Source organism: Janthinobacterium sp. 64 (assembly GCF_002813325.1).
GTDB lineage: Bacteria > Pseudomonadota > Gammaproteobacteria > Burkholderiales > Burkholderiaceae_D > Janthinobacterium.
This window is the reverse complement of the sequence record NZ_PHUG01000001.1, coordinates 4,498,574-4,520,566: the sequence shown is the minus strand read 5'-3', so window position 1 is coordinate 4,520,566 and position 21,993 is coordinate 4,498,574. Positions and strand designations below refer to the sequence as shown.

The window sequence follows — 21,993 nt, the reverse complement described above, 5'->3', positions numbered from 1 at the left end:
GCGCATGCTGCTGCTGATCGACGCCGGCAATACGCGCATCAAATGGGCACTCGTGGCAGCCGACAGTGCCGCCGGCGGCTGGCTGGCCAGCGGCGCCGTCGCGCATGCGCAGCTCGACACCCTGGCGGCGCAATGGAAAAAACTCGCCATCCATGAGGCGCTGCTGTCGAACGTGGCGGGCAGCGTCATCGGCATGCGCCTGCGCGCCATGCTGCCCGTCGCGGCCCGCGACTTTGCCTCGCTGCCGCAGCTGGCGGGACTGACGAATGGCTACCGCACGCCCTCGCAGCTGGGCTGCGACCGCTTTGCCGCCGCCATCGGCGCGCACGCGCTGGCGCCTGGCCAGGCCGTCATCGTCGCCAATTGCGGCACCGCCACCACCATCGACGCCATCACGGCCGATGGCGTTTTCCTCGGCGGGATGATCTTGCCGGGACTGGGATTGATGGCCAGCTCGCTGGCGCGCAACACGGCGCAGCTGCCGCAAATCGCCGGTAACGCCGCGCTGCCGGCCGGCTTTGCCGACAACACGGACGACGCGATTTTGAGTGGATGCCTGGCGGCCCAGGCGGGCGCCATCGAACGGGCCGTGCGCATGCACGGCGCCAGCGCCTGCCTGCTGTCGGGCGGCGCCGCGCCGCGCATCGCGCCAGCCCTGACGCTGGCGGTGCCGCTGCACCTGGTCGACAATATCGTCATGCTCGGCCTGCAGGCGGCCGCGCGCGCCGGGGCCACGGGAACACAAGGAAACCACGTATGCTGAAATTCGTCTTCTGGCTGCTGGCCGGCGTCAACCTGCTGGTGCTGGCCATCGGCCAGGGTTATCTGGGCAGTTTTCGCACGGAGACGCGCGAACCGGCGCGCCTGAAAAACCAGCTGCAAGCGAATAAACTCAGCTTGCTGACGCAGGAGCAGGCCACGGCGCCCGCCGCGCCGCCTGCTGCCGAAGAAGCCGCGCCAGCGGCGGCGGCACCGGCGCCGCCGACATCGTATGCGTGCACGGAAGTGGGCAATTTTCTGCTGGCCGATGGCCGCCGCTTCGAAGCGCAAGTGGCGGCGCTGGACCTGGGCGACCGCCAGTCGCGCCGCAACGTGGCAGGCCAGGACATTTCCAGCTACATGGTGTACATCCCGCCGCAGGGCAGCAAGGAAGGCGCCGACCGCAAGGCCGGCGAATTGAAGCAGCTGGGCGTGACGAATTACTTCATCATCAACGAAGGCAGTCCGCTGCGCTGGGGCATTTCACTGGGCGTATTCAAGTCGGAAAACAGCGCGCAAAGCCAGCTGGCATCGCTGAACAAACAGGGCGTGCACAGCGCCCGCGTCGCACCGCGCTACAGCGCCAGCAAGCAGTTCGCTTACCAGTTCCGCGACCTCGACGCCGCCACGCGCGCGCGCCTGGAGAAGATCAAGGCGCAGTTCCCGGAACAGGAACTGCGCGCCTGTAAATGACTGCTGACAATCGCGTCGGATTACGGCGCTTTGCGCCTAATCCGACCTACGTTTATCTTTCGATGACGATGGGCTTGATGCCTGTCGATTCCGGCAAATTCGCCGCCGCCCGCGCCGCCTCGGCACGGCTGGAGAATGGTCCGCCGTACAGGCGGAACAAATTCCCCGCCTGCACCACGCCCAAGGTACCCAAGGCTGCCGCATATGGCGCCAGGCGCGAGCGCCCCGTTTCCGCATTGTCGGCGCGCGAATACGCTCCCAGTTGCAAATAAAAGCCGCTGGCCAGCACCGCCGGTGCCGGCATGGCGACCGTCGCGTCGACTGGCAGCATCTGGGTCGACACTTCCGGCTGCACCACGGCGCCCGTTTCCACCGGCGTATCGATGGAGATGGCCACCACCGACGGTACCGGCTTGGGCGCCGCGCGGGCAGCCAGGATGGCATCGATATCGGCCGGCAGCAGCCGCTCGACGACCACCTGGTGGCTGCCCTTGCCCAGGAAGCCCAGTTTCAGCGCAGCCGTGTAGGACACGTCGATCACGCGCGTGGCGTGGAACGGACCACGATCATTGACGCGCACGATCACCTGTTCACCGCTGTCGATGCTCGTCACGCGCGCATACGACGGAATGGGCAAGGTGGGATGGGCCGCCGTCATCTTGTACATATCGTAGATTTCGCCCGACGAAGTGCGCTGGCCATGGAATTTCTTGCCATACCAGGTGCCCGTGCCCTTCTGCTTGAACGGTTCGTTGTCGGTGATCGGCGTGTACGTCTTGCCGAAGACGACATACGGGCGGTTCGAGCGTGTCGAATACGGCTCGTTGCGCACTTCCGCGTCGGGCACGTCGCGCAGGTTGGCCGGCGGATTGTCGCCCGGGCCGTCATCCTTGTAGTAGCCGCCGCGCCCGGAGCCGGCCGCCGGCAACGCCGGCAAGGTGGGGTCCTGGCGCACAGGGGACTTGACCTTGCCGCCTGACGGCAGCGGCACGTTGTTCGATGCGGGTTTTTGCGGCGTGGTGCCGCAAGCGGCCAGGGTCAGCAAGACCGTAAGGCTCAGTCCGCGCATGGCGAAGGTATCGAAAGGCGCCCGCATCAGGTCTGCACCAGCTTGCGGTGGCGCTGAATGCTCATCAGGATACCGGTGGCCACGCCCAGGGTCAGCAGCGCGGTGCCGCCATAGCTGAGGAAAGGCAGGGGAACGCCGACCACCGGCACGATGCCGCTGACCATGCCCATGTTGACAAACGCATACGTAAAGAAAATCATTGTTATCGCTCCTGCCAGCAGGCGAGTGAAAAAACTGGGGGCGTTGGCGGCGATCATCATCCCCCGTCCCACCAGCAGCAAATACATCAGCATCAGGATCAAGTTACCGACCAGGCCGAATTCCTCGGAATATACAGCGAAGATGAAGTCGGTGGTGCGCTCCGGCACGAATTCCAGGTGGGCCTGGGTGCCGTGCGTCCAGCCCTTGCCCGTCATGCCACCCGAACCGATGGCGATGATGGACTGGATGATATGGAAGCCCTTGCCCAGCGGGTCCTTGGTCGGATCGATCAGCATCATCACGCGGTCGCGCTGGTAATCATGCAGGTGCGACCAGGCGATCGGCAGGCAGGAAACAAAGGTGATCAGCAAACCGGCCAGCACCTTCCACGACAGGCCGGCCAGGAAGATGACGGTGAAGCCGGCCGCCACTACCAGCAGCGCCGTGCCCAGGTCGGGCTGGCGTGCGATCAGGTAGACGGGCGCCAGCAACAGCACGGCCGCCATCAGGAACGATTTCCAGCGCAGCGCGCCCGCATTGTGCTGGAAGAACCAGGCCAGCATCAGCGGCGTGGCGATCTTCAGGAATTCGGACGGCTGGATGTCGATCACGCCGATATGCAGCCAGCGCCGCGCGCCGAGCTTGATGGTGCCGAACAGCGCCACGGCCACCAGCAAGATCACCGACACCGTGTACGCGGGCACGGCGATGCGCATCATCATCTGCGGCGTGATGTTGGCCGCCACCCACATGACGAAAAAGCACAGCAGGATGTTGCGCAGGTGGTCCTCGATCTTGCCGGGGATGCCGATGCTGGCCGAATACAGGGTCAGCAGACTGGTGCTGAGCAGCAGCAGGATGATGATCATCAGCGGCGGATCGAACACCGCCAGATAGGGTTTGGCACGCCGCCACAGCGAGCGCCTTTCGTTAATGGGCATGTGCTTCCTTATTGCCTGGCAGGTGCCGCCGGGGCGGCCTGCTCGTCAGTGATTTCTTCCAGGGTGCGCACTTCGTCGGCATCTTCCTTGGGCACCTTGGTGGTGTCCTTTTCCTTGTCGCTCGGACGCTTGCCCAGCAGGTAGTAGTCGAGCGCCTTGCGCGCAATCGGCGCAGCCACGCCGGCGCCGAAGCCCGCGTTTTCCACCACGATGGCAATGGCGATGCGCGGCTTGTCGGCCGGCGCGAAGGCCGTAAACAAGGCATTGTCGCGCAGGCGTTCGGCCAGCAGCTTGGCATTGTACTTCTCGTTTTTCTTGATGCCCACCACCTGCGCCGTCCCCGTCTTACCGCCCACCGTGTACTGCACGCCGGTGAAGATGCGCGCGGCCGTGCCGCCCTGCTCGCTGGTCACGCCCACCATGGCGCGCTTGATGGTGTCGATGTTTTCCTGCTTGAGCGGAATGCGGTAGCTTTCCTTCGGTACCGTCAGGGTGCGCGCGCGCGTGGCCGCGTCTTCGATGATCTTCACCAGATGCGGCTTCATCACCACGCCGTTGTTGGCCAGATTGGCCGTCGCATGAGCGATCTGCAGCGGCGTATACGAGTTGTAGCCGGAGCCGTTACTCACCGAAATCGTGTCGCCGCCCACCCATTTTTTCTGCTGCGGCGTCTTGAAGCGGTTGCGCTTCCATTCCGTCGACGGCAGCACGCCCGTCTTTTCGTTATTCAGGTCGATACCCGTCAGCTGGCCGAAACCGAACGGCTTCATGAAGTCGTGGATGGCGTCGATGCCCATGTCGCGGCCCAGCTGATAGTAATAGGTGTTGCACGAGACGACGATGGATTTGTGCATGTCCACCGTGCCATGGCCGCCCACCTTGTCGTCGCGGAAGGTGTGGCCGCCGAGGATGAAGAAACCGGGATCGGAAATCGCCTGGCTCGGCGTGCGCTTGCCCAGTTCGAGTGCGGCCAGCGCCATGAAGGGCTTGAAGGTGGAGCCGGGCGCGTAGGTGCCGGACAGGGGCCGGTTGACCATCGGCCGGTCCAGCGAGGTATTGAGTTCATTCCAGCTTTGCTGGTCGATGCCGTCGACGAACAGGTTCGGGTCGTAGCCGGGCTTGGAGACGTAGGCGAGGATGTCGCCGGTGGCCGGGTCGATCGCCACGGCCGCGCCGCGCCATTCGCCGAACGCTTCCTCGACCACCTTCTGCAGTTCGATGTCGATCGACAGGATCAGATTGTTGCCAGGGGTGGCCGCCGTGCGCGACAGGGTGCGCATGGCGCGTCCGCCTGCCGACACTTCCACTTCTTCGTAGCCGGTGGTGCCATGCAGCTGCTTCTCGTAGCTTTTTTCCAGGCCTTCCTTGCCGATATGGTCGGTGCCGTTGTAGTTGGCCGCGTCATCGCCCTCTTCCAGCGCCTTGGCTTCATTGCGGTTGATGCGGCCGATGAAGCCCACCACGTGCGAGGCCACCTCGCCCATCGGATACTGGCGGAACAAGCGCGCCTGCACCTCCACGCCGGGGAAGCGAAAACGCTGCGCCGTGAAGCGCGCCACTTCTTCGTCCGTCAAGCGCGTACGCAGCGGCACGCTGACGAAGTTCTTCGATTCTTCCAGCAGCTTCTTGAAGCGGCGGCGGTCCTTGACGTCGATCTGCACCAGGGTCGACAACTCGTCGATCACCGAATCGAGGCTGGCGCTCAATTTCGACGGCGTGATTTCCAGCGTATAGGCCGAGTAATTGCGCGCCAGCACCACGCCGTTGCGGTCGAGGATCAGTCCCCGCGTGGGCACGATGGGCACCACGGCGATGCGGTTGTCCTCGGCCTTGGTCGCATAATCTTCGTGCTTGATCACCTGCAACCAGATGAAGCGCGCCAGCAGCAGCGAAAAGCAGACGAAGACGAGCGCGCCCAGGATGGTCAGGCGCATGCGGAAAAAATGCAGCTCGCGCTCGGTATTTTTCAGTTCAGTCATGGCAGGCGCTCGTCAGATCGGCCGGTTATGGTCGCGGTCCACGGCGCGGCGCTGCGGCGCCAGCAAGACCCACGTGACCAAGGGCCACAGGGCCACGGCGACGAAGCTCTCGATGAAATTGAGCCAGCCGGGGAAACGGCCCGAGACGATCAGGCGCGTCAGCAATTGCAGCGCCTGCGTCAGCAGCAGCAGCGGCAGCACGTGCAGTGCCTGCGTCAGGATGGGGAACCACAGCACGCGGCGGTGCATCATGATGGCGAAGTACGACAGCAAGGTGTAGGCCAGCGCATTTTCGCCGAGCAGGGTCGAGTCGTGCACGTCCATCATCAAGCCCATGAAGAAGGCCACGCCGATGCCGACCTTGCGCGGCTGGTGGATGCCCCAGAAGACCAGCACCAGGGCGACGAAATCGGGCACGCCGACGAACTGCCCCCATGGCAGCAAATTCAGCAAAAAAGCGCACAGCAGGGAAAAGCCGATGAACAGGGGGCTGACCGGCAGCAGGATGTAATGCGGGCGGTTCATCGTGTCGCTTCCTTCGGTGGCACGGCGGCAGGCGCGGCTGGCGGTTTTGCCGCAGGTGTCGCGGGTGTCGCGGCGGCGGGCGGGGTCGCTGCGGCCGCCGGGTCCTTGATCGGCGCCATCTTGCCGGCGATCTTGCGGCCCGTCTTGACGTCTTCGACTGGCGGACGCGGCGGAATCTCCGGTGACGTCATCAGGATGAGCAGTTGGGTGTTGCGTTCGATGCCGGCCAGCGGCTGGCACACGACGCGGCCGAACGGGCCATGCGCATTGCGCTCGACCAGGGTCACGCGCGCCACGGCCAGGCCGGCCGGGTACAGGCCGTCGAGGCCCGAGGTAATGACGATGTCGCCGATCTGGATGTCGGCGGTGGGGGCCGTAAAGCGCAGCTCCATGGTGCCGGACTTGCCGCGGCCGATGGCCACGCTGCGCACGCCATTGCGCAGCAGCTGCACGGGAATGGCCTGTTCTTCATCGGTCAGCAAGGTCACTTCGGAGGTGAACGGGAACACGCGCGTGACTTGTCCCACCACGCCGAGGTTGTCGATCACGGGGCGGCCCAGTTCGACGCCATTCTGGATGCCCCGGTCCAGCACGATCTTGCGCGTGGCCGAATCGCGCGTGTCATACAGGACTTCAGCCATCATGGTCTTGACGGGAACGCGCTCGCGCGCTTCCATCAGCTTGCGCAAATGGTTGTTCTCAACGATATTGAGCTGCGCCTGCTGCATGATCTGCGCCGAGGCGATCTGCTCGTGCTTCAGGTCGCGCACCTGTTTTTCCAGGGAGGACAGCGACGAAAAATAGTTGCCGACGCCCAGCGCCACATCGCGCGGCACCAGGGCCGCCATCTGCACCGGATACAGCACGGTGCCGACTGCCTGGCGCACGGCCGTCAAGGCGTGCATGCGCGAATCGACCAGTAACAGGGCGATAGAAATGCCGGCGAACACCATCATCTTGACGCGGGCGGAGGCGCCTTGTTTGAAAAGTGGCGGAGGACTGTATTCCATGACTTCCAATGATCAGGCCAGGCGCAGTGCGCCAACGTACAGGCCCCGGTCAAACGCCGGCGCCAAAACCAGAAAAAAAAGGCCGGATTGGTTTCCGGCCCTTCTGTCAGATTATTCGTAGGAGAAGATCGAGCCGAGCTTGTCCATACGTTCCAGTGCCATCCCGGAACCGCGCACCACGCAGGTGAGCGGGTCCTCGGCCACCAGCACCGGCAGGCCGGTTTCCTCCATCAGCAGGCGGTCCAGGTCGCGCAGCAGTGCGCCGCCGCCCGTCAGCATCATGCCTTTTTCGGCAATGTCGGCGCCCAATTCCGGCGGCGTCTGTTCCAGCGCGTTCTTCACGGCCGAGACGATGTTGTTCAGCGGATCGGTCAGCGCTTCGAGAATCTCGTTGCTGGAAATGGTGAACGAGCGCGGGATGCCTTCGGACAGGTTGCGGCCCTTGACTTCCATTTCCTTCACTTCCGAGCCAGGGAAAGCCGAACCGATGGCCTTCTTGATGGCTTCGGCCGTTTGTTCGCCGATCAGCATGCCGTAATTGCGGCGGATGTAGTTGACGATGGCTTCATCGAACTTGTCGCCGCCGACGCGCACGGAACCCTTGTAGACCATGCCGCCCAGCGAAATGATGCCCACTTCCGTGGTGCCGCCGCCGATGTCGACCACCATCGAGCCGGTCGCTTCGGATACGGGCAAGCCCGCGCCGATGGCCGCTGCCATCGGTTCTTCGATCAGGTACACCTGCGACGCGCCGGCGCCCAGCGCCGATTCGCGGATCGCGCGGCGCTCGACCTGGGTCGAACCGCACGGCACGCAAATGATGATGCGCGGCGATGGACGGAAGAATTTCGAGTCATGCACCATGCGGATGAATTGCTTGAGCATCTGCTCGGTCACGGTGAAGTCGGCGATCACGCCATCTTTCATAGGACGGATCGCTTCGATATTGCCCGGCACCTTGCCCAGCATCTGCTTGGCTTCCTTGCCGACTGCCTGAATGGTCTTCTTGCCATTCGGACCGCCTTCCTGGCGGATGGCGACGACGGACGGTTCGTCCAGGACGATACCGAGGCCGCGCACATAAATAAGGGTGTTGGCCGTGCCCAAGTCAATGGCCAGATCGGTGGAGATATACCTGCGTAAAAAACCAAACATGAGTGTCCTGTAGCGCATCGAGCTGCGCAAAAGCTGTTTATGGGGAGTTTCAAAGCGGGCGCTTTCAGGCACCCTGAAAATCCATGAAGGCGGTTTTTCCGGGTTTCGCTTGGCGCTTGCGCAATCTTTTCTATGCTGCGGCAGCGGTCCATCAGCGCCGGCAACGCATTAACCCGCCATTCTACCTTATAATTTGAATGCGATTTGCTCAAAAACCATGGAAAAGTGCGACTCTTGCAGCCGCGAGTTACGCGGCATTCCCCGGCTTTTGTGAGCAAAAAAGCAGTAAATATTCGCGTTTTATCGAAACGCCAACTTAATACTAATGCGCGGCACTCCGCGCCATTCGCCATGTCCCTGACACTCTCCGACGTAAAACGCATCGCCCACCTGGCCCAACTCGAAATGGCCGACGATCAGGCCGTCACGTCCCTGGCCCAATTGAACAAGATTTTTGCCCTGGCGGAACAAATGCAAGCCGTCAATACCGATGGCGTGGCGCCCCTGAGCCACCCGCTGGCTGCCCATATGGACAATATCGCCCTGCGCCTGCGCGAGGACGTCGCCACAGAACAGAATCGCCGCGACGCCTACCAGGCCGTGGCGCCGAAGGTACAGGATGGCTTGTACCTGGTGCCAAAAGTGATCGAGTAACTGCGCCACTCCATGCTGTTGTCTTCCCGTCGAATATCAAAATAGAAACGCCATGCATACAAAATCCATCAAACAGCTGTCCACGCTCTTGCAGAACAAGGAAATTTCCGCCGTTGCACTGGCGACGCATTTCCTCGACCGCATCGCAGCGGACAACTCGAACGCTTTCTTGCACGTCGACCGTGCCCTGACCCTGGCGCAAGCTGCCGAAGCGGATGCTCGCATCGCCGCTGGCACCGCCACGCCGTTGACGGGCGTGCCGATCGCGCACAAGGACCTGTTCGTGACCCGCGGCTGGCGCACGACGGCCGGCTCGAAAATGCTGGCCAACTACGCCAGCCCGTTTGACGCCACCGTGGTGGAAAAATTCCAGGCAGCCGGCATGGTCACCCTGGGCAAGGTCAATTGCGATGAATTCGCCATGGGTTCCGGCAACGAGAACTCGGCCTTCGGCGCCGTGCAGAACCCGTGGGACAAGACGGCCGTGCCAGGCGGCTCGTCCGGCGGCTCGGCGGCCGCCGTCGCGGCCGGCCTGACGCCAGCGGCCACCGGCACCGACACGGGCGGCTCGATCCGCCAGCCAGCCGCCTTCTGTGGCATCACCGGCATCAAGCCGACCTATGGCCGCGTCTCGCGCTTCGGCATGATCGCCTTTGCCTCGTCGCTGGACCAGGGCGGCCCGATGGCCCGCTCGGCCGAAGACTGCGCCCTGCTGCTCACGGCCATGGCCGGCTTCGACGAGCGCGACTCGACCAGCCTGTCGCCGGAACAGGGCGGCGTGACGGAAGATTTTTCGCGTGAACTGGGCCAGCCGTTGACGGGCTTGCGCATCGGCGTACCGCGCGAGTATTTCGGCGAGGGCCTGGCCAAGGACGTGGAAGCGGCCGTGCGCGGCGCGCTGGCGCAGTATGAAAAGCTGGGCGCCACCCTGGTCGACATTTCGCTGCCGAATACGGCCCTGTCGATTCCCGCCTACTACATGATCGCCCCGGCCGAAGCGTCGTCGAACCTGTCGCGCTACGATGGCGTGCGCTACGGCCACCGCGCCGCCGAGTACAAGGATTTGCAGGACATGTACAAAAAGTCGCGCGCCCAGGGCTTCGGCCCGGAAGTGCAGCGCCGCATCATGGTCGGCACCTATGTGCTGTGCCACGGCTACTACGACGCCTACTACCTGAAGGCGCAAAAGATCCGCCGCCTGATCGCGCAGGATTTCGACGCCGTATTGAATGGCCCGAACGCCGTCTGCGACGTCATCATGGGACCCGTCGCGCCGACCGTCGCCTGGGACCTGGGCGACAAGACGGACGACCCGGTGGCGAACTACCTGGCCGACATCTACACCCTGTCGACCAGCCTGGCCGGCTTGCCCGGCATGTCGATTCCATGCGGCTTCGGCGCAGGCGAGAAAAACGGCAAGCGCCCCGTCGGCCTGCAAATCATCGGCAATTATTTTGGCGAAGCCAGGCTGCTGAACGTGGCCCACCAGTACCAGCTGGTGACGGACTGGCATACGCGCAGCCCTGCCGGTATTTAATAAGAACACACGCGCCGCCCCGGCGGCGCCAACAAAAATAAGCGAGAACACTATGCAATGGGAAGTCGTCATCGGTCTTGAGAACCACGTGCAGCTCACGACCGAATCCAAAATTTTCAGCGGTTCGCCGATCAAGTACGGCGCCGACGCCAACACGCAGGCGAGCCCCGTCGACCTGGCGCTGCCAGGCGTGCTGCCCGTGATGAACAAGCAAGCCGTCGAGCGCGCGATCCGTTTTGGTTTGGCCGTGGGCGCCACCGTGGCGCCGCACTCGGTCTTCGCGCGCAAAAACTATTTTTATCCGGATTCGCCGAAGGGCTACCAGATCAGCCAGTTCGAGGACCCCGTCGTCATCGGCGGCGCCCTGACCTTCGGCTACGAAAAGGATGGCGAATTCGTCACCAAGACGGTCAACCTGACGCGCGCCCACCTGGAAGAAGACGCCGGTAAATCGCTGCACGAAGACTATGCGGGCATGAGCGGCATCGACTTGAACCGCGCCGGCACGCCACTGCTGGAAATCGTCTCGGAACCGGAGATCCGCAGCGCCGCCGAAGCCGTGGCCTACGCCAAGGCCCTGCACTCGCTGGTCATGTGGCTGGGCGTTTGCGACGGCAACATGCAGGAAGGCTCGTTCCGCTGCGACGTCAACGTTTCCGTGCGTCCTGTCGGCCAGAAGGAATTCGGCACCCGCTGCGAAATCAAGAACCTGAACTCCTTCCGCTTCATCGAAGAAGCCGTGCACGTGGAAGTGCGCCGCCAGATCGAATTGATCGAAGACGGCGGCAAGGTCGTGCAAGCGACGCGTTTGTACGATCCGGACCGCAAGGAAACGCGCGAAATGCGCAGCAAGGAAGACGCCCAGGATTACCGCTACTTCCCGGATCCTGACCTGCCGCCGCTGGTCATCTCGCAAGCGTGGATCGACACGGTCAAGGCGTCGATGCCGGAACTGCCTGCCGCCATGCGCGCCCGTTTCATCAACGAATACGCGCTGCCGGACTACGATGCGCTGGTGCTGACGCAATCGAAAGCCATGGCCACCTATTTCGTCGCCGTGGTCGACAAGGCCGGCAAGGAAAACGCCAAGGCCGCCGCCAACTGGCTGATGGGCGACGTATCGTCGACCCTGAACCGCGAAGGCGTGGACCTGGACGACGCGCCCGTCTCCGCCGCGCAGCTGGCCGCCATGCTCAAGCGCATTGCCGATGGCACGATCTCGAACAAGGCGGCAAAAGAGGTCTTCGTCGGCATGTGGGAAGCGAAGTCCAGCGACGAGAACCTGGTCGATACCATCATCGACGCCAAGGATCTGCGCCAAATCTCCGACTCCGGCGCCCTGGAAGCCATCGTTGACGCAGTGCTGGCGGCGAACGCCAAGTCGGTGGAACAGTACCGCGCCGGCAAGGAAGCGGCCATCAACGCGCTGATCGGCCAGTCCATGAAAGCGTCCAAGGGCAAGGCTGATCCGGCCCAGCTGACAGAGTTGCTGAAGGCCAAGCTGGCGGGATAAGCGCCCCTCCATCCCCCTCAAAAAAAGACGCCGCGGCGTCTTTTTTTAATGGAGAAACTGGCATGCCAGGTATCTGGCGATGCCTGCGCCCCTTCCCTTGCCGCCCTGGGCGGCGCCCGCGGCGCCTTACTTGGCCGCAGCAGCCGCAGCCGCCTCCGCAGCGTCTGCGGCGTGCTCCGCAGCTTCGGCAGCGGCTGCGAACAGCGCCGGATTCGGACAGGACACGGAACCGAACTGCGATTGCGCGTGCGGCCCCTTAATCAAATGCTTGGCTTGCCCGGTGTCGTTATCGATCACGGCAACACGGCAACCGCCGGGGTCAAGGGAAAAGAAGGCGCCCAGATGGCCATCCGCCTTCAAGGTATAGCTATGCCCCGCTTCCAGGTAGGTGGCAAAGGACATCGAACACTCGTTCGATGAACCGACCGGGAAATTGACAAAGAAATGCGACATGCCTTCCGGCAGGCGCACCAAGACCGGCGGATCGCTGAACTTCGCGCCCTGGAAACTGGCCAGCTCGAAGCTGCGTTGCGCCTTCCACTTGCCGTCGGGAGCACAGTCGACTTCATTGCGGTCGACGGTGGCTTTTTGCCGCGACCCGGTATGGATCGATTGAATCGCCAGACTTGCCGACGGCTGCGTGGTATCTGCAAATACATAGCGGGGAGAGGAGCGCGTGGTATGGCATCCGGCCAGCACGAGAGTACAGGTCGTCAACAGCAAAGCTTCTTTAAGGCGCATGGCAGAGTAAGGGAGAGAGTAAATGAGCGCTCGGCCATCCAGATGATCGGCCAGATCAACTATATTCCGACAGGAATAGAAGATGATTACATGATAATTTCCAAAATGCAATTATTTCGACGCCGCCGCGTGTGCGTTTACCTGCCACGCGAGCGCATCTATACCGTGCTGTCTAGTTCTTTTTATCGCATAAAGGCAGCTTGCGCTTCATTTGAAAATTAAAGTATACATTTTTGTCTATAACGATTAGTCTAGCCATATTGAAATTCTGGCAAGAGGAAAACAGCATGGCCAAGACGCACGATATCCCGAAACCGACGGCAGCCGAACTTGATCTGCTGCAGGCACTGTGGCCGCTGGGCGCCGCCACGGCCAAGCAGGTGCACGAGGCGATGGCGCTGGCCAAGCCGGCCATCACGTATGGCACCGTGTTGCGCCTGATGCAGATCATGCACACCAAGGGCTTGCTGATCCGCGACGAAAGCCAGCGCTCGCACGTGTATGCGCCGGCCCAGGCCCAGCACAGCCTGCAGACGAATCTGCTGAAAGAACTGATGCAGAAGGCTTTCGCCGGCTCGGCCAAGGCACTGGTGCTGGCGGCCCTGCGCACGGGCGTGTCGCGCGCCGAACGCGAAGAGATCGAAAAAATGCTCAAGGACGATCAGTCATGAACGGCTTCGTGCCGGCCCTGGGCTGTACCCTGCTGCACTTCCTGTGGCAGGGCATCCTGATCGGCTGCACCACGGCGCTGGCGTGGGCCGCCCTGCGCAATGCGCGGCCAGAGGCGCGCTACGCCGTCGGCTGCGGCGCCCTGCTGGCCTGCCTGGCGTGGCCTGCCGCGGGCTTGTATCTGCGCCTGGCCGGTGCCGATGCCACGGGCGCCCTCTTCTCCAGCGCCTTGCTGTCCACCGCCCTGCTGGCGCCCGACAGCTTGCCCGACCTGGACCTGCTGCTGCGCGCCGTCGTCGGCGTGTGGGCGCTGTGCGCCGCCATGCTGGCCCTGCGCATGGCGCTGGGCATGCTGTGGATAGCACGCAGCGCCAGCCAGACCGGCAGCACGCATGCTCACTGGCAGGCGCGTTTATCGGGCATGGCGCAGGATGCTGGCGTAACACGGCCCGTGCGGCTGCGCGTGCTCGACAACATCGCCAGCCCGCTCACGGCCGGCATCTGGCGACCCATGGCGCTGGTGCCTGCGGCGCTGGTCACGGGCATGCCGCCGCAGCTGCTCGACGCACTGCTGGCGCATGAACTGGCGCATATCCGGCGCCACGATTATCTGCTCAACCTGCTGCAAAACGCCATCGAAGCGCTGCTGTTCTTCCACCCTGCCGTCTGGTGGATTTCGCGCGGCGTGCGTCTCGAACGCGAACACATTGCAGATGATTTCGCAGCAAGACAACTGGGCGAACCGCGGCGTCTGGCTCTTGCACTCTCGGAACTGGAACGTCTCCAGTTCTCAACCCACCACCTGGCCCAGGCGGCCGACGGAGGAGATCTTATGTCACGTATCAAACGATTGCTGCGCCCCGCACCACAAACCCTGAACTGGAAGGCAGCCGTGCCGCTGCTTGCCCTCGCCGGCGCCTGCCTCGGCATCTACGGCCAGGCCGTCGCCGCCGATAGCGCGCCGGTACTGGAGCGCCGCCCCGTCATCGACTTTGGCGTGTGCGGCAAACCGGTCTACCCAGCCGCATCGCTGCAGGCGAAGGAAGAGGGCACGGTCAACATGTCCTTTGACGTCAGTGCCGCCGGCAAGGTATTGGGCTCGAGCGTGGTCAACAGCAGCGGCCATCCGGCCCTCGACGAGGCGGCGCGCAGCGGCATTGCCAAGTGCACGTTCAAGCCGGCCTTGGCTGGCGGCAAGCCGGTCAGCGCCAGCGTGAAAGTGCAATACGTCTGGCGCCTGAACTAATGCACGCGCGGCGGTATCGCGGCAGCGCTGCCGCCGCCCGCTTGCGGGTATGATCATGGATTCTTCCACGCACCTGGAACACGCCATGAACAAGATCAAAACCGGCCTGGTCGGCTACGGCTTTGCCGGCTCCACCTTCCACGCTCCCGTCCTGTCGGCCATCGAGGCCCTGGAACTGACAGCCGTCGCCTCCAGCAAACCGGACCTCGTACACAAGGATTGGCCGCACGCCACCGTCTACGCCGAGCCGGCGCAGCTGTTTGCCGATCCATCGATCGAACTGGTCGTCATCGCCGCACCCAACGAGGCGCATTTCAGCCTGGCGCAAGCGGCCCTGCAGGCGGGCAAGCACGTGGTGGTGGACAAACCCTTCACCATTTCCAGCGTTGAAGCACAGAGCCTGATCGCGCTGGCGAAAGAACGCAAGCTGGTGCTCAGCGTGTACCACAACCGCCGCTGGGATGGCGACTTCCTGACCCTGAAAACGCTGCTGGCGCAGGGCACCCTGGGTCACATCGCCAGCGTCGAATCGCATTTCGACCGTTTCCGCCCCGAGATCCGCCAGCGCTGGCGCGAGTCCGGCGCACCCGGCGGCGGCTTGCTGTACGACCTGGGTCCGCACATGCTGGACCAAGCCATGCAGCTGTTCGGCCAGCCGGAAAAACTGTACGCCGATATCGCCCTGCAGCGCGATGGCGCGCAAGCCGTCGACTACATGCACATCGTGCTGTACTACGACCGGCTGCGCGTGGTGCTGCAGGCCGGCTGCCTGGTAAAAGCGCCAACGGCGCGCTTCGCCGTGCATGGCGACAAGGGCAGTTTCGTGAAGTTTGGTCTCGACCCGCAGGAAGACGCCCTGAAGGCGGGCGGCAGACCTGGACAGCCCGGCTGGGGCGTGGATCCCGTGCGCGGCGCGCTGCACCTGGGCACGCAGCCGGACGGACATTGCGAGCACCTTGAGATGCAGGCGGGCCGCTACCAGGACTTTTACCAGGGCATGGCCGACGCCATCCGTCACGGCGCAGCGGCGCCCGTGGCGGCCGAAGATGCGGCGGCAACGATACGCCTGATCGAACTGGCGCTGCAAAGCGCCGCCGAAGGGCGCGTGCTCGCGGTCAGCTGATCGGGCTGCCCTCGCCCATCAAGGCCGGCCCTGATTCGTTCCCGCCGGCCAGACCAGTTCCACCCGCGCGGAACTGCCAGCCTTGACCTGCACCTTGCGTTCCAGCAATTTGCCGGCCAGGGTGGCGCGCAGGCTGTAGCTGCCCGGCGCCAGTTTCGCCAGCAGGAACGGTCCGCTGGCCGTCGTCTCCAGCACCGGCGCGCCCTTGGCGTCGCGTATTGTCAGCTTCACGTCGGAGGCAAATTCCGCCTTGCCCGTCGCCTGCACGGAAAACACCAGGCTCAATGGCCAATGCCGGCTGGCGCTCTTGATGGCGGTCGACTCGTCGAGGCCGATGCCGCCACTCAGGTATTCCACTGAACCGCTCTTCTGCACGGGCGGCAAGGCAGTATCGCCCTGCGCCTGCGCCACACTTCCCAGCAACAGCCCGGCGGCCAGCATTGCCGCCGCCAAGGTCAGGGTACCGCATCTGTCTTGTGCCATCTCACTCTCCTCGTGTCGGTTGAATCAAGATAGGAAGCGCAGCTTAAACAAGACTTAGCCCCGCATCAGCGCCGGCGCATGGCCTCGGCGATCTTCTGGTCCGTCTTGTACTGGCTCAGCGAGTACACGGCCCAGATCGCCGCCGGCAGCCAGCCGATCAGGGTGATTTGCAGGATCAGGCAAATGATGCCGGCAATGGGGCGGCCGATCGTGAAAAAGGTCAGCCACGGGAGTATCAGGGCAATCAGCAAGCGCATCGTTCATTCCTTGAGTATTCCCCTGTGCCGCGGGGACCGGGCCGGCATGCGCCGGCGGTCAATTCAATGAATCCGATTATAACGATACCGGCGCCTCACGCCGGCACGGGTGCCAGCAGTTTTTCCATCCACGCCAGGATGGCGGCGAAGATCGCGTCGCGGTTCACCTCATTGAAGTTCTCGTGATAGTTGGCTGGATAGTAGTGGTAGTCGAGCAGGCCATCGGGCACGCTGCGCAGCATGCTTTCCGTGGCGCGGCTGTCGGCCAGCTTGTCGTCGCCCGCCACCACGGCGAACAGGGGGAAGCGCCAGTCCGACAAGCCGCCCGCCAATTCCTTTTGCGCCGACGTCAAGGCGTGGGCGAAGCGCACCGATGCGGCACTGGCGCGGATGCCGTCGCGCTCATCCTGGAAATGGCGCGCCGTGATGGTTTGATCGTGCGTCAGCAGCATGGTCAAGTTCCCCAGCGGCACCTTCATCGTGGGGTAGCGCTGCGCCAGCCAGCCGGACAACATCTGCAGCACCTTCGGCACGGGAATCGCATTCACGTAATACGGCGACGAGATGATGAAGCCTTTGATCGCCGCATCGCCCGCAAAGCGCCGCAAGCCCAGGTGCGTGGCGATCAGGCCGCCCATCGAGTGCCCCATGATGAAGATAGGCACGCCCGGATACGTGGCCTTGACCCACGCGAGGAACAATTCCTCGTCGTCGAGGAAGGCATCGAACGAAGGGATATCGACCTTGCGCTGGCCATCGTGGCCCACCATGTCGAAGCTGACGGTGGCGATGCCGTGCTGGCGGAAATACAGCGCCGGCGTGACGTAGTCGCCCGCATGCGCCATGCCGCCGTGGATCGCCAGGATCACTGCACGTGGTGGCGCCGCCGGCTGCCAGATGTGGATCGGCCGCTCGACCTGGTCGCTGCACCGCAGGCTGGCCATCTTGTCTTCTGAAAAACGCATCGCTGCTCCTGTCATGCCCTGTCACGCCTTCAGATGATCGATCAACTGGCGCGCATACAGGGGTAATTCACTGAACTGGCGCACGCAGATCGTCAGATTGCGTACCGACCAGGGATCGGATAATTCCAGGCAGCGCAGCGCCATCGTCTGCTGACAGCGGCTGGCCGCCGCCAGCGGCACCACGCTGATGCCCACGCCGCTGGCCACCATGCGGCAGACGGCATCGAAACTGCGCAGGCGCACGCGCACCTTCAAGGGACGGCCCAGACGCGCCGCATGCATGCCCAGGTACTGCTGCATCGCGCTGTCGTCGGCCAGGCCGATGAAATCGTGATCCAGCAGCGTGGAGAACGCGACGACGCCATCCTGGCCCAGCGCGCGGTGATGCACGCCGTCGGCCGCGGCGATGACCACCAGCCGGTCGGGGCGGAACAGAAACGTCTGCAAGCCGCGCATGTCGACCGAATCGGAGACGATGCCCATGTCAGCCAGCCCTTCCGAGACGGCCTTGACGATATCGTAACTGAGGCGCTCTTCCAGGTCGATGGTCAGGTTCGGATGGCGGTCGAGAAAAGCACCTAGCGCCTCGGGCAAAAATTCGCTGAGCGCGGCCGTATTGCACAGCAGGCGCAACTGCCCTTTCAAGCCGCGCGCAAATTCGCCGAGCTCACCGCGCATTTTCTCCATTTGCAGCAGCACCAGGCGCGCGTGATGCAGCAAGGTCTGGCCCACTGGCGTCGGCTCCACGCCGCGCCGTCCGCGCAGCAGCAAGGGCATGCCCAGCATCTCTTCCATGCCGCGCACGCGCGCGCTGCTCGACGCCAATGCGAGATGGCTGCGCGCGGCGCCCGCCGTCAGGCTGCCCGCCTCCACCACGTTGACAAACAACTGCAAATCGACCAGATCAAAGCGCATGGCGGCTCTCCTTTTCGCCATCTTATCAGCCTTCGTATTTTACTAAGGCTGACTCAAAATAATCCGCCTTGGCGAAATCCCCGGGCAAGCGCAGAATCCACGCAAAACCACTCTGGATAGAAAAGATGGAAACGTCATTCCTGCTGGCCGTCGGCGCCAGCTTCCTCGTCGCAGGCTTCGTCAAGGGCGTAGTCGGCCTGGGACTGCCGACGGTAGCCATGGGCACGCTCAGCCTCGTCATGCCGCCCGTGCAGGCGGCCGCCCTGCTGATCGTGCCATCGATGGTGACGAACGTGTGGCAGCTGGCGGCCGGCCCCGGCCTGCGCGCCCTGCTGCGGCGCCTGTGGCCGATGCTGGCCGCCGTCATGGCCGGCACCCTGGCGGGCGGCGCATTGCTGCCGGCCGACAGCGGCGCCTGGGCCGTCGTCGCGCTGGGCGTGGCGCTGATGCTGTATGCGCTGGCGGGATTATTCTCGCTGCAGCTGCGCGTGCCGGCGCGGCATGAAGCGTGGCTGGGGCCTGTGGCGGGCGCCGTGACGGGACTGGTGACGGCCGCCACGGGCGTGTTCGTCATCCCCGCCGTGCCGTATCTGCAGGGACTGGGGCTGGCGCGCGATGCGCTGGTACAGGCACTGGGCCTGGCGTTTACGGCATCGACCGTGGCGCTGGCGGCCAGCCTGGCCCTGCACGGCGACTTCAGCCTCGGCGCGGCCGGCGCTTCCGCGTATGCGCTGCTGCCGGCGCTGGCCGGCATGCTGGCCGGTCAATGGCTGCGCGGGCGCATCGCGCAACAGGTATTCAAGCGGTGCTTTTTTATCGGCCTGTTCGCCTTGGGACTGCATGCGGCGGTCAAACCATGGCTGGCGTGATGCACATCGATTGGCAAGGGGACGCCGCGCTGTGCGCGTGGATCGACGGCCAGCAAGTGGCCATGCTCGACATCAGCAAGTGCGCGGACGGGGTGACGGTAAATATGCTGTTCGTGAAACCGCCGTTCCGGCGGCGCGGCATCGGCGGCGCATTGCTGCGGCGGCTGCTGCAATGCCATCCGCAAGCTGGCGCCGCCTGCAGCGACCCGCGGCTGCGGGCACTGCTGGAGAGGACTACTTAGATGCCATACCTGGTGCGGTAGGCCGAAACGGCTTCTTTATGCTGCAGCAGTTCCGGATCGGCGCCCGCGCCGTTCAGGTAGCCGAACAAGTCATCCAGGTTGCCGATCGAGATGACGGGGATGCCGTACTGTTTCGACACTTCCTGCACCGCCGAACTTGGCGACAGCTGGCCGTCCGGGCCCGAGCGCTCCATGCGGTCCAGGGCGATCAGCACGGCGCATGGTTCGGCGCCAGCGGCACGTATCATGTCCACCGATTCGCGCACCGACGTGCCGGCCGAGATCACATCGTCAATGATGACGACTTTGCCATGCAGCTTGGCGCCGACGATGGTGCCGCCTTCGCCGTGGTCCTTGGCTTCCTTGCGGTTGAAGGCGAACGAGGTGTTGCGGCCCTTGCCGGCCAGCGCCACGGCGGTGGCCGACGCCAGGGTGATGCCCTTGTAGGCGGGACCGAACAGCATGTCGAATTCCACGCCCGAGTCGAGCAGGGTCTGCGCGTAGAACTGCGCCAGCTCGGCCAGGGTGGCGCCGTCATGGAACAGGCCCGCATTGAAGAAGTATGGCGACTGGCGTCCGGCCTTGGTGGTGAACTCGCCAAACCGCAAGACGCCCTTGGATACTGAAAACGCGATAAACTGCTGGCGTAAATTATTCACATTAGCCTCATTTTTTAAAAGTGCCTGTATTTTAATCCGCGCGCAGCGGCGAGACAATCGCCATGCCGCGCCCGCCGGCCCCGGCTGGCCCCATTTTCACTCTCGACCTATGCCCAAAATTATCTCCGCCAACCTGAACGGCATCCGTTCCGCCGCCAAAAAAGGCTTTTTCAACTGGATGGGAACGCAAACGGCCGATTTCATCTGCGTGCAGGAATTGAAGGCGCAACTGCCCGACATGACGCCGGAATTCCTCAACCCGCACGGCTACCATGGCCATTTCCACTATGCCGAGAAAAAGGGCTATTCCGGCACGGGCGTGTACAGCAAGGCCGAACCGGACGCCGTGCATATCGGCTTCGGCAGCCCTGAATTCGACGCCGAAGGCCGCTACGTGCGCTGCGATTTTGGCAATCTGTCCGTCATTTCCGTGTATTGCCCGTCCGGTTCGTCCGGCCCGGAACGCCAGGAAGCCAAGTTCCGCTTCATGGAACTGTTCCTGCCGCATTTGCTGGAATTGAAGGCGCTGGGCCGCGAAGTGGTCATCTGCGGCGACTGGAATATCGCCCACCATGAAATCGACCTGAAAAACTGGAAGGGCAACAAGAAGAATTCCGGCTTCCTGCCAGAAGAGCGCGCGTGGCTGACGCGCGTCTTCGACGAAGTGGGCTTTGTCGACGTGCACCGCGGCCTGGACAAGCGCGAAGACCAGTACACGTGGTGGAGCAACCGCGGACAAGCCTACGCGAAAAACGTGGGCTGGCGCATCGACTACCACGTCGCCACCCCCGGCATCGCAGCCCAGGCGCACACGGTCAGCGTCTACAAGGACGAGCGTTTTTCCGACCACGCACCGTTGATCATCGATTACACCATCAAGGGCTAAGCTTCCAGGCTGCGCCGGCTCTCAAAACGGCGCGGCTCGCCCGTCAACGGGTCCGTGAAATCGATGGCCCGCGCCAGCAGCTGCAGCGGGTGCGACATGTCGTCTTCCTTGCACGGCAGCGCCAGCGGGTAAAACGCATCGTTGACGATGGCGATGCCCAGCGATGCCAGGTGCACGCGCAGCTGGTGCTTGCGCCCCGTATGCGGCTGCAGCCGGTACAGGTTCACCTCACCGCGCCGCTCGATTACGTCGATGACGGTTTCCGAATTCGGCTCGCCCGCCTCCTCGCGCATGAGAAAAAACTGCTCGCCCTCGACCATGCGGCTGCGGTACGTGAACGGGAATTCCCGGCCCGCCAGCACAGGCGCCAGCGCCTCGTAGGTCTTGTGCACTTCGCGGCGCTGGAACAGCGACTGGTAGGCGCCACGGCTGGCTACCTGACGCGAAAAAATCACCACGCCGGCCGTCTCGCGGTCGAGGCGGTGGATCGGCGTCAGCTCGGCGCAGTCCAGGCTTTTCTTCAGACGCGTCAGCAAGGTCTCCTGCACGAAGCGCCCGGCCGGTGTCATGGGCAAGAAGTGCGGCTTGTCGACCACCACCAGGTGTTCGTCCTGGAACAGGATGGCTTCCTGAAACGGGATCGGCGTTTCGCGTTCCAGCTCGCGGTAGTAAAAAATGCGCATGCCGCGCCGGTATGCGCTGTCCGGTCCAAGCACGGCGCCATCGCCATTGACCACTTCGCCGCGCGCCATGCGGTCCAGCCATTGCGCGGCGCCGATCTGCGGATAGCGCTCGATCAGAAAGGTGAGCATGTCCGGCCACTGCCCCTCCGGCAGCCACAGATAACTGGGCGCCACGCCGTCGCGCATGGGCAAGGGTGCGGCGGCGTGACGCTTCGCCAT

At 63.7% G+C, this 21,993-nt stretch carries 24 protein-coding genes; 11 read left to right on the top strand and 13 right to left on the bottom strand.

The features are described from left to right. The first annotated feature begins 4 nt into the window (after positions 1-4). A complete protein-coding gene (locus CLU91_RS19910; protein WP_100875512.1) occupies positions 5-763 on the top strand; it encodes a type III pantothenate kinase in 759 nt (252 codons plus the stop codon). Then, on the top strand, positions 757-1,452 hold the full coding sequence (locus CLU91_RS19905; RefSeq protein WP_100875511.1) for an SPOR domain-containing protein: 696 nt from the start codon (positions 757-759) through the stop codon (positions 1,450-1,452). Before CLU91_RS19910 ends, CLU91_RS19905 begins: the two co-directional genes overlap by 7 nt. A gap of 52 nt (positions 1,453-1,504) precedes the next feature. Here CLU91_RS19905 and CLU91_RS19900 read toward each other — a convergent pair whose 3' ends face one another. The 6 genes from CLU91_RS19900 to CLU91_RS19875 all read right to left on the bottom strand — a co-directional run bounded on the left by CLU91_RS19900 (position 1,505) and on the right by CLU91_RS19875 (position 8,332). After that, on the bottom strand, positions 1,505-2,548 hold the full coding sequence (locus tag CLU91_RS19900) for a septal ring lytic transglycosylase RlpA family protein (protein ID WP_100875510.1): 1,044 nt from the start codon (positions 2,546-2,548) through the stop codon (positions 1,505-1,507). After that, a complete protein-coding gene (rodA, locus tag CLU91_RS19895; protein WP_100875509.1) occupies positions 2,548-3,663 on the bottom strand; it encodes a rod shape-determining protein RodA in 1,116 nt (371 codons plus the stop codon). The genes CLU91_RS19900 and rodA overlap by 1 nt, the downstream gene beginning before the upstream one ends. An 8-nt stretch (positions 3,664-3,671) precedes the next feature. After that, complete coding sequence (gene mrdA, locus CLU91_RS19890) at positions 3,672-5,642, bottom strand: penicillin-binding protein 2 (RefSeq protein ID WP_100875508.1); 1,971 nt, start codon at positions 5,640-5,642, stop codon at positions 3,672-3,674. Positions 5,643-5,654: 12 nt separating this feature from the next. Then, positions 5,655-6,167, bottom strand: coding sequence for a rod shape-determining protein MreD (mreD, locus tag CLU91_RS19885; RefSeq protein WP_100875507.1), 513 nt, complete (start codon positions 6,165-6,167; stop codon positions 5,655-5,657). Then, on the bottom strand, positions 6,164-7,177 hold the full coding sequence (gene mreC, locus CLU91_RS19880; RefSeq protein ID WP_100875506.1) for a rod shape-determining protein MreC: 1,014 nt from the start codon (positions 7,175-7,177) through the stop codon (positions 6,164-6,166). The genes mreD and mreC overlap by 4 nt, the downstream gene beginning before the upstream one ends. A 111-nt stretch (positions 7,178-7,288) precedes the next feature. After that, entirely contained in the window at positions 7,289-8,332 is a 1,044-nt protein-coding gene (locus tag CLU91_RS19875) for a rod shape-determining protein (protein ID WP_010393186.1), read from the bottom strand. 351 nt (positions 8,333-8,683) lie between these two features. On the opposite strand from CLU91_RS19875, the gene gatC reads away from it, so the two are divergent. From gatC to gatB, 3 genes are read left to right on the top strand one after another with little or no spacing between them, the layout of a single operon-like run. Then, positions 8,684-8,986, top strand: a complete 303-nt coding sequence (gene gatC / locus CLU91_RS19870; protein ID WP_070222787.1) for an Asp-tRNA(Asn)/Glu-tRNA(Gln) amidotransferase subunit GatC — start codon at positions 8,684-8,686, stop codon at positions 8,984-8,986. A gap of 52 nt (positions 8,987-9,038) precedes the next feature. After that, complete coding sequence (gatA, locus tag CLU91_RS19865) at positions 9,039-10,523, top strand: Asp-tRNA(Asn)/Glu-tRNA(Gln) amidotransferase subunit GatA (RefSeq protein WP_100875505.1); 1,485 nt, start codon at positions 9,039-9,041, stop codon at positions 10,521-10,523. Between the two features lie 37 nt (positions 10,524-10,560). After that, positions 10,561-12,036, top strand: coding sequence for an Asp-tRNA(Asn)/Glu-tRNA(Gln) amidotransferase subunit GatB (gene gatB / locus CLU91_RS19860; RefSeq protein WP_269800654.1), 1,476 nt, complete (start codon positions 10,561-10,563; stop codon positions 12,034-12,036). Positions 12,037-12,162: 126 nt separating this feature from the next. Here the strand turns inward: gatB and CLU91_RS19855 are convergent, their stop codons facing one another. Beyond that, positions 12,163-12,759: a hypothetical protein gene (locus CLU91_RS19855; protein ID WP_157814742.1), complete on the bottom strand. Its 597-nt coding sequence runs from the start codon at positions 12,757-12,759 to the stop codon at positions 12,163-12,165. Positions 12,760-13,064: 305 nt separating this feature from the next. On the opposite strand from CLU91_RS19855, the gene CLU91_RS19850 reads away from it, so the two are divergent. The 3 genes from CLU91_RS19850 (at position 13,065) to CLU91_RS19840 (ending at position 15,815) form a co-directional block, all read left to right on the top strand. Next, positions 13,065-13,448, top strand: coding sequence for a BlaI/MecI/CopY family transcriptional regulator (locus CLU91_RS19850; RefSeq protein ID WP_100875502.1), 384 nt, complete (start codon positions 13,065-13,067; stop codon positions 13,446-13,448). After that, positions 13,445-14,692, top strand: a complete 1,248-nt coding sequence (locus CLU91_RS19845) for a M56 family metallopeptidase (protein WP_100875501.1) — start codon at positions 13,445-13,447, stop codon at positions 14,690-14,692. The genes CLU91_RS19850 and CLU91_RS19845 overlap by 4 nt, the downstream gene beginning before the upstream one ends. Positions 14,693-14,777: 85 nt before the next feature. Next, positions 14,778-15,815, top strand: coding sequence for an oxidoreductase (locus tag CLU91_RS19840; RefSeq protein ID WP_100876820.1), 1,038 nt, complete (start codon positions 14,778-14,780; stop codon positions 15,813-15,815). 18 nt (positions 15,816-15,833) lie between these two features. Here the strand turns inward: CLU91_RS19840 and CLU91_RS19835 are convergent, their stop codons facing one another. From CLU91_RS19835 to CLU91_RS19820, 4 genes are all read right to left on the bottom strand, one after another. Further along, positions 15,834-16,298: a carboxypeptidase-like regulatory domain-containing protein gene (locus tag CLU91_RS19835; protein WP_100875500.1), complete on the bottom strand. Its 465-nt coding sequence runs from the start codon at positions 16,296-16,298 to the stop codon at positions 15,834-15,836. Between the two features lie 65 nt (positions 16,299-16,363). After that, positions 16,364-16,555, bottom strand: coding sequence for a YqaE/Pmp3 family membrane protein (locus CLU91_RS19830; RefSeq protein WP_035824477.1), 192 nt, complete (start codon positions 16,553-16,555; stop codon positions 16,364-16,366). Positions 16,556-16,650: 95 nt separating this feature from the next. After that, positions 16,651-17,520, bottom strand: coding sequence for an alpha/beta fold hydrolase (locus tag CLU91_RS19825; protein ID WP_100875499.1), 870 nt, complete (start codon positions 17,518-17,520; stop codon positions 16,651-16,653). Positions 17,521-17,541: 21 nt separating this feature from the next. After that, positions 17,542-18,435, bottom strand: coding sequence for a LysR substrate-binding domain-containing protein (locus CLU91_RS19820; RefSeq protein WP_070222806.1), 894 nt, complete (start codon positions 18,433-18,435; stop codon positions 17,542-17,544). Between the two features lie 125 nt (positions 18,436-18,560). On the opposite strand from CLU91_RS19820, the gene CLU91_RS19815 reads away from it, so the two are divergent. Together CLU91_RS19815 and CLU91_RS19810 are read left to right on the top strand one after the other, a co-directional pair. Continuing rightward, complete coding sequence (locus tag CLU91_RS19815; protein ID WP_100875498.1) at positions 18,561-19,304, top strand: sulfite exporter TauE/SafE family protein; 744 nt, start codon at positions 18,561-18,563, stop codon at positions 19,302-19,304. Further along, positions 19,304-19,546, top strand: a complete 243-nt coding sequence (locus tag CLU91_RS19810) for a GNAT family N-acetyltransferase (protein WP_157814741.1) — start codon at positions 19,304-19,306, stop codon at positions 19,544-19,546. The genes CLU91_RS19815 and CLU91_RS19810 overlap by 1 nt, the downstream gene beginning before the upstream one ends. Here the strand turns inward: CLU91_RS19810 and pyrE are convergent. Continuing rightward, complete coding sequence (pyrE, locus tag CLU91_RS19805) at positions 19,543-20,205, bottom strand: orotate phosphoribosyltransferase (protein ID WP_058050268.1); 663 nt, start codon at positions 20,203-20,205, stop codon at positions 19,543-19,545. The two genes, CLU91_RS19810 and pyrE, sit on opposite strands and share 4 nt — an antisense overlap. A gap of 109 nt (positions 20,206-20,314) precedes the next feature. Between pyrE and CLU91_RS19800 the strand changes: the two genes are divergently transcribed. Further along, positions 20,315-21,091 carry an exodeoxyribonuclease III gene (locus tag CLU91_RS19800; RefSeq protein WP_100875496.1) on the top strand — a complete coding sequence of 259 codons (777 nt, stop codon included), beginning with the start codon at positions 20,315-20,317 and terminating at the stop codon, positions 21,089-21,091. Here the strand turns inward: CLU91_RS19800 and CLU91_RS19795 are convergent. Then, positions 21,088-21,993, bottom strand: a complete 906-nt coding sequence (locus CLU91_RS19795) for a pseudouridine synthase (protein WP_100875495.1) — start codon at positions 21,991-21,993, stop codon at positions 21,088-21,090. The genes CLU91_RS19800 and CLU91_RS19795 overlap by 4 nt on opposite strands.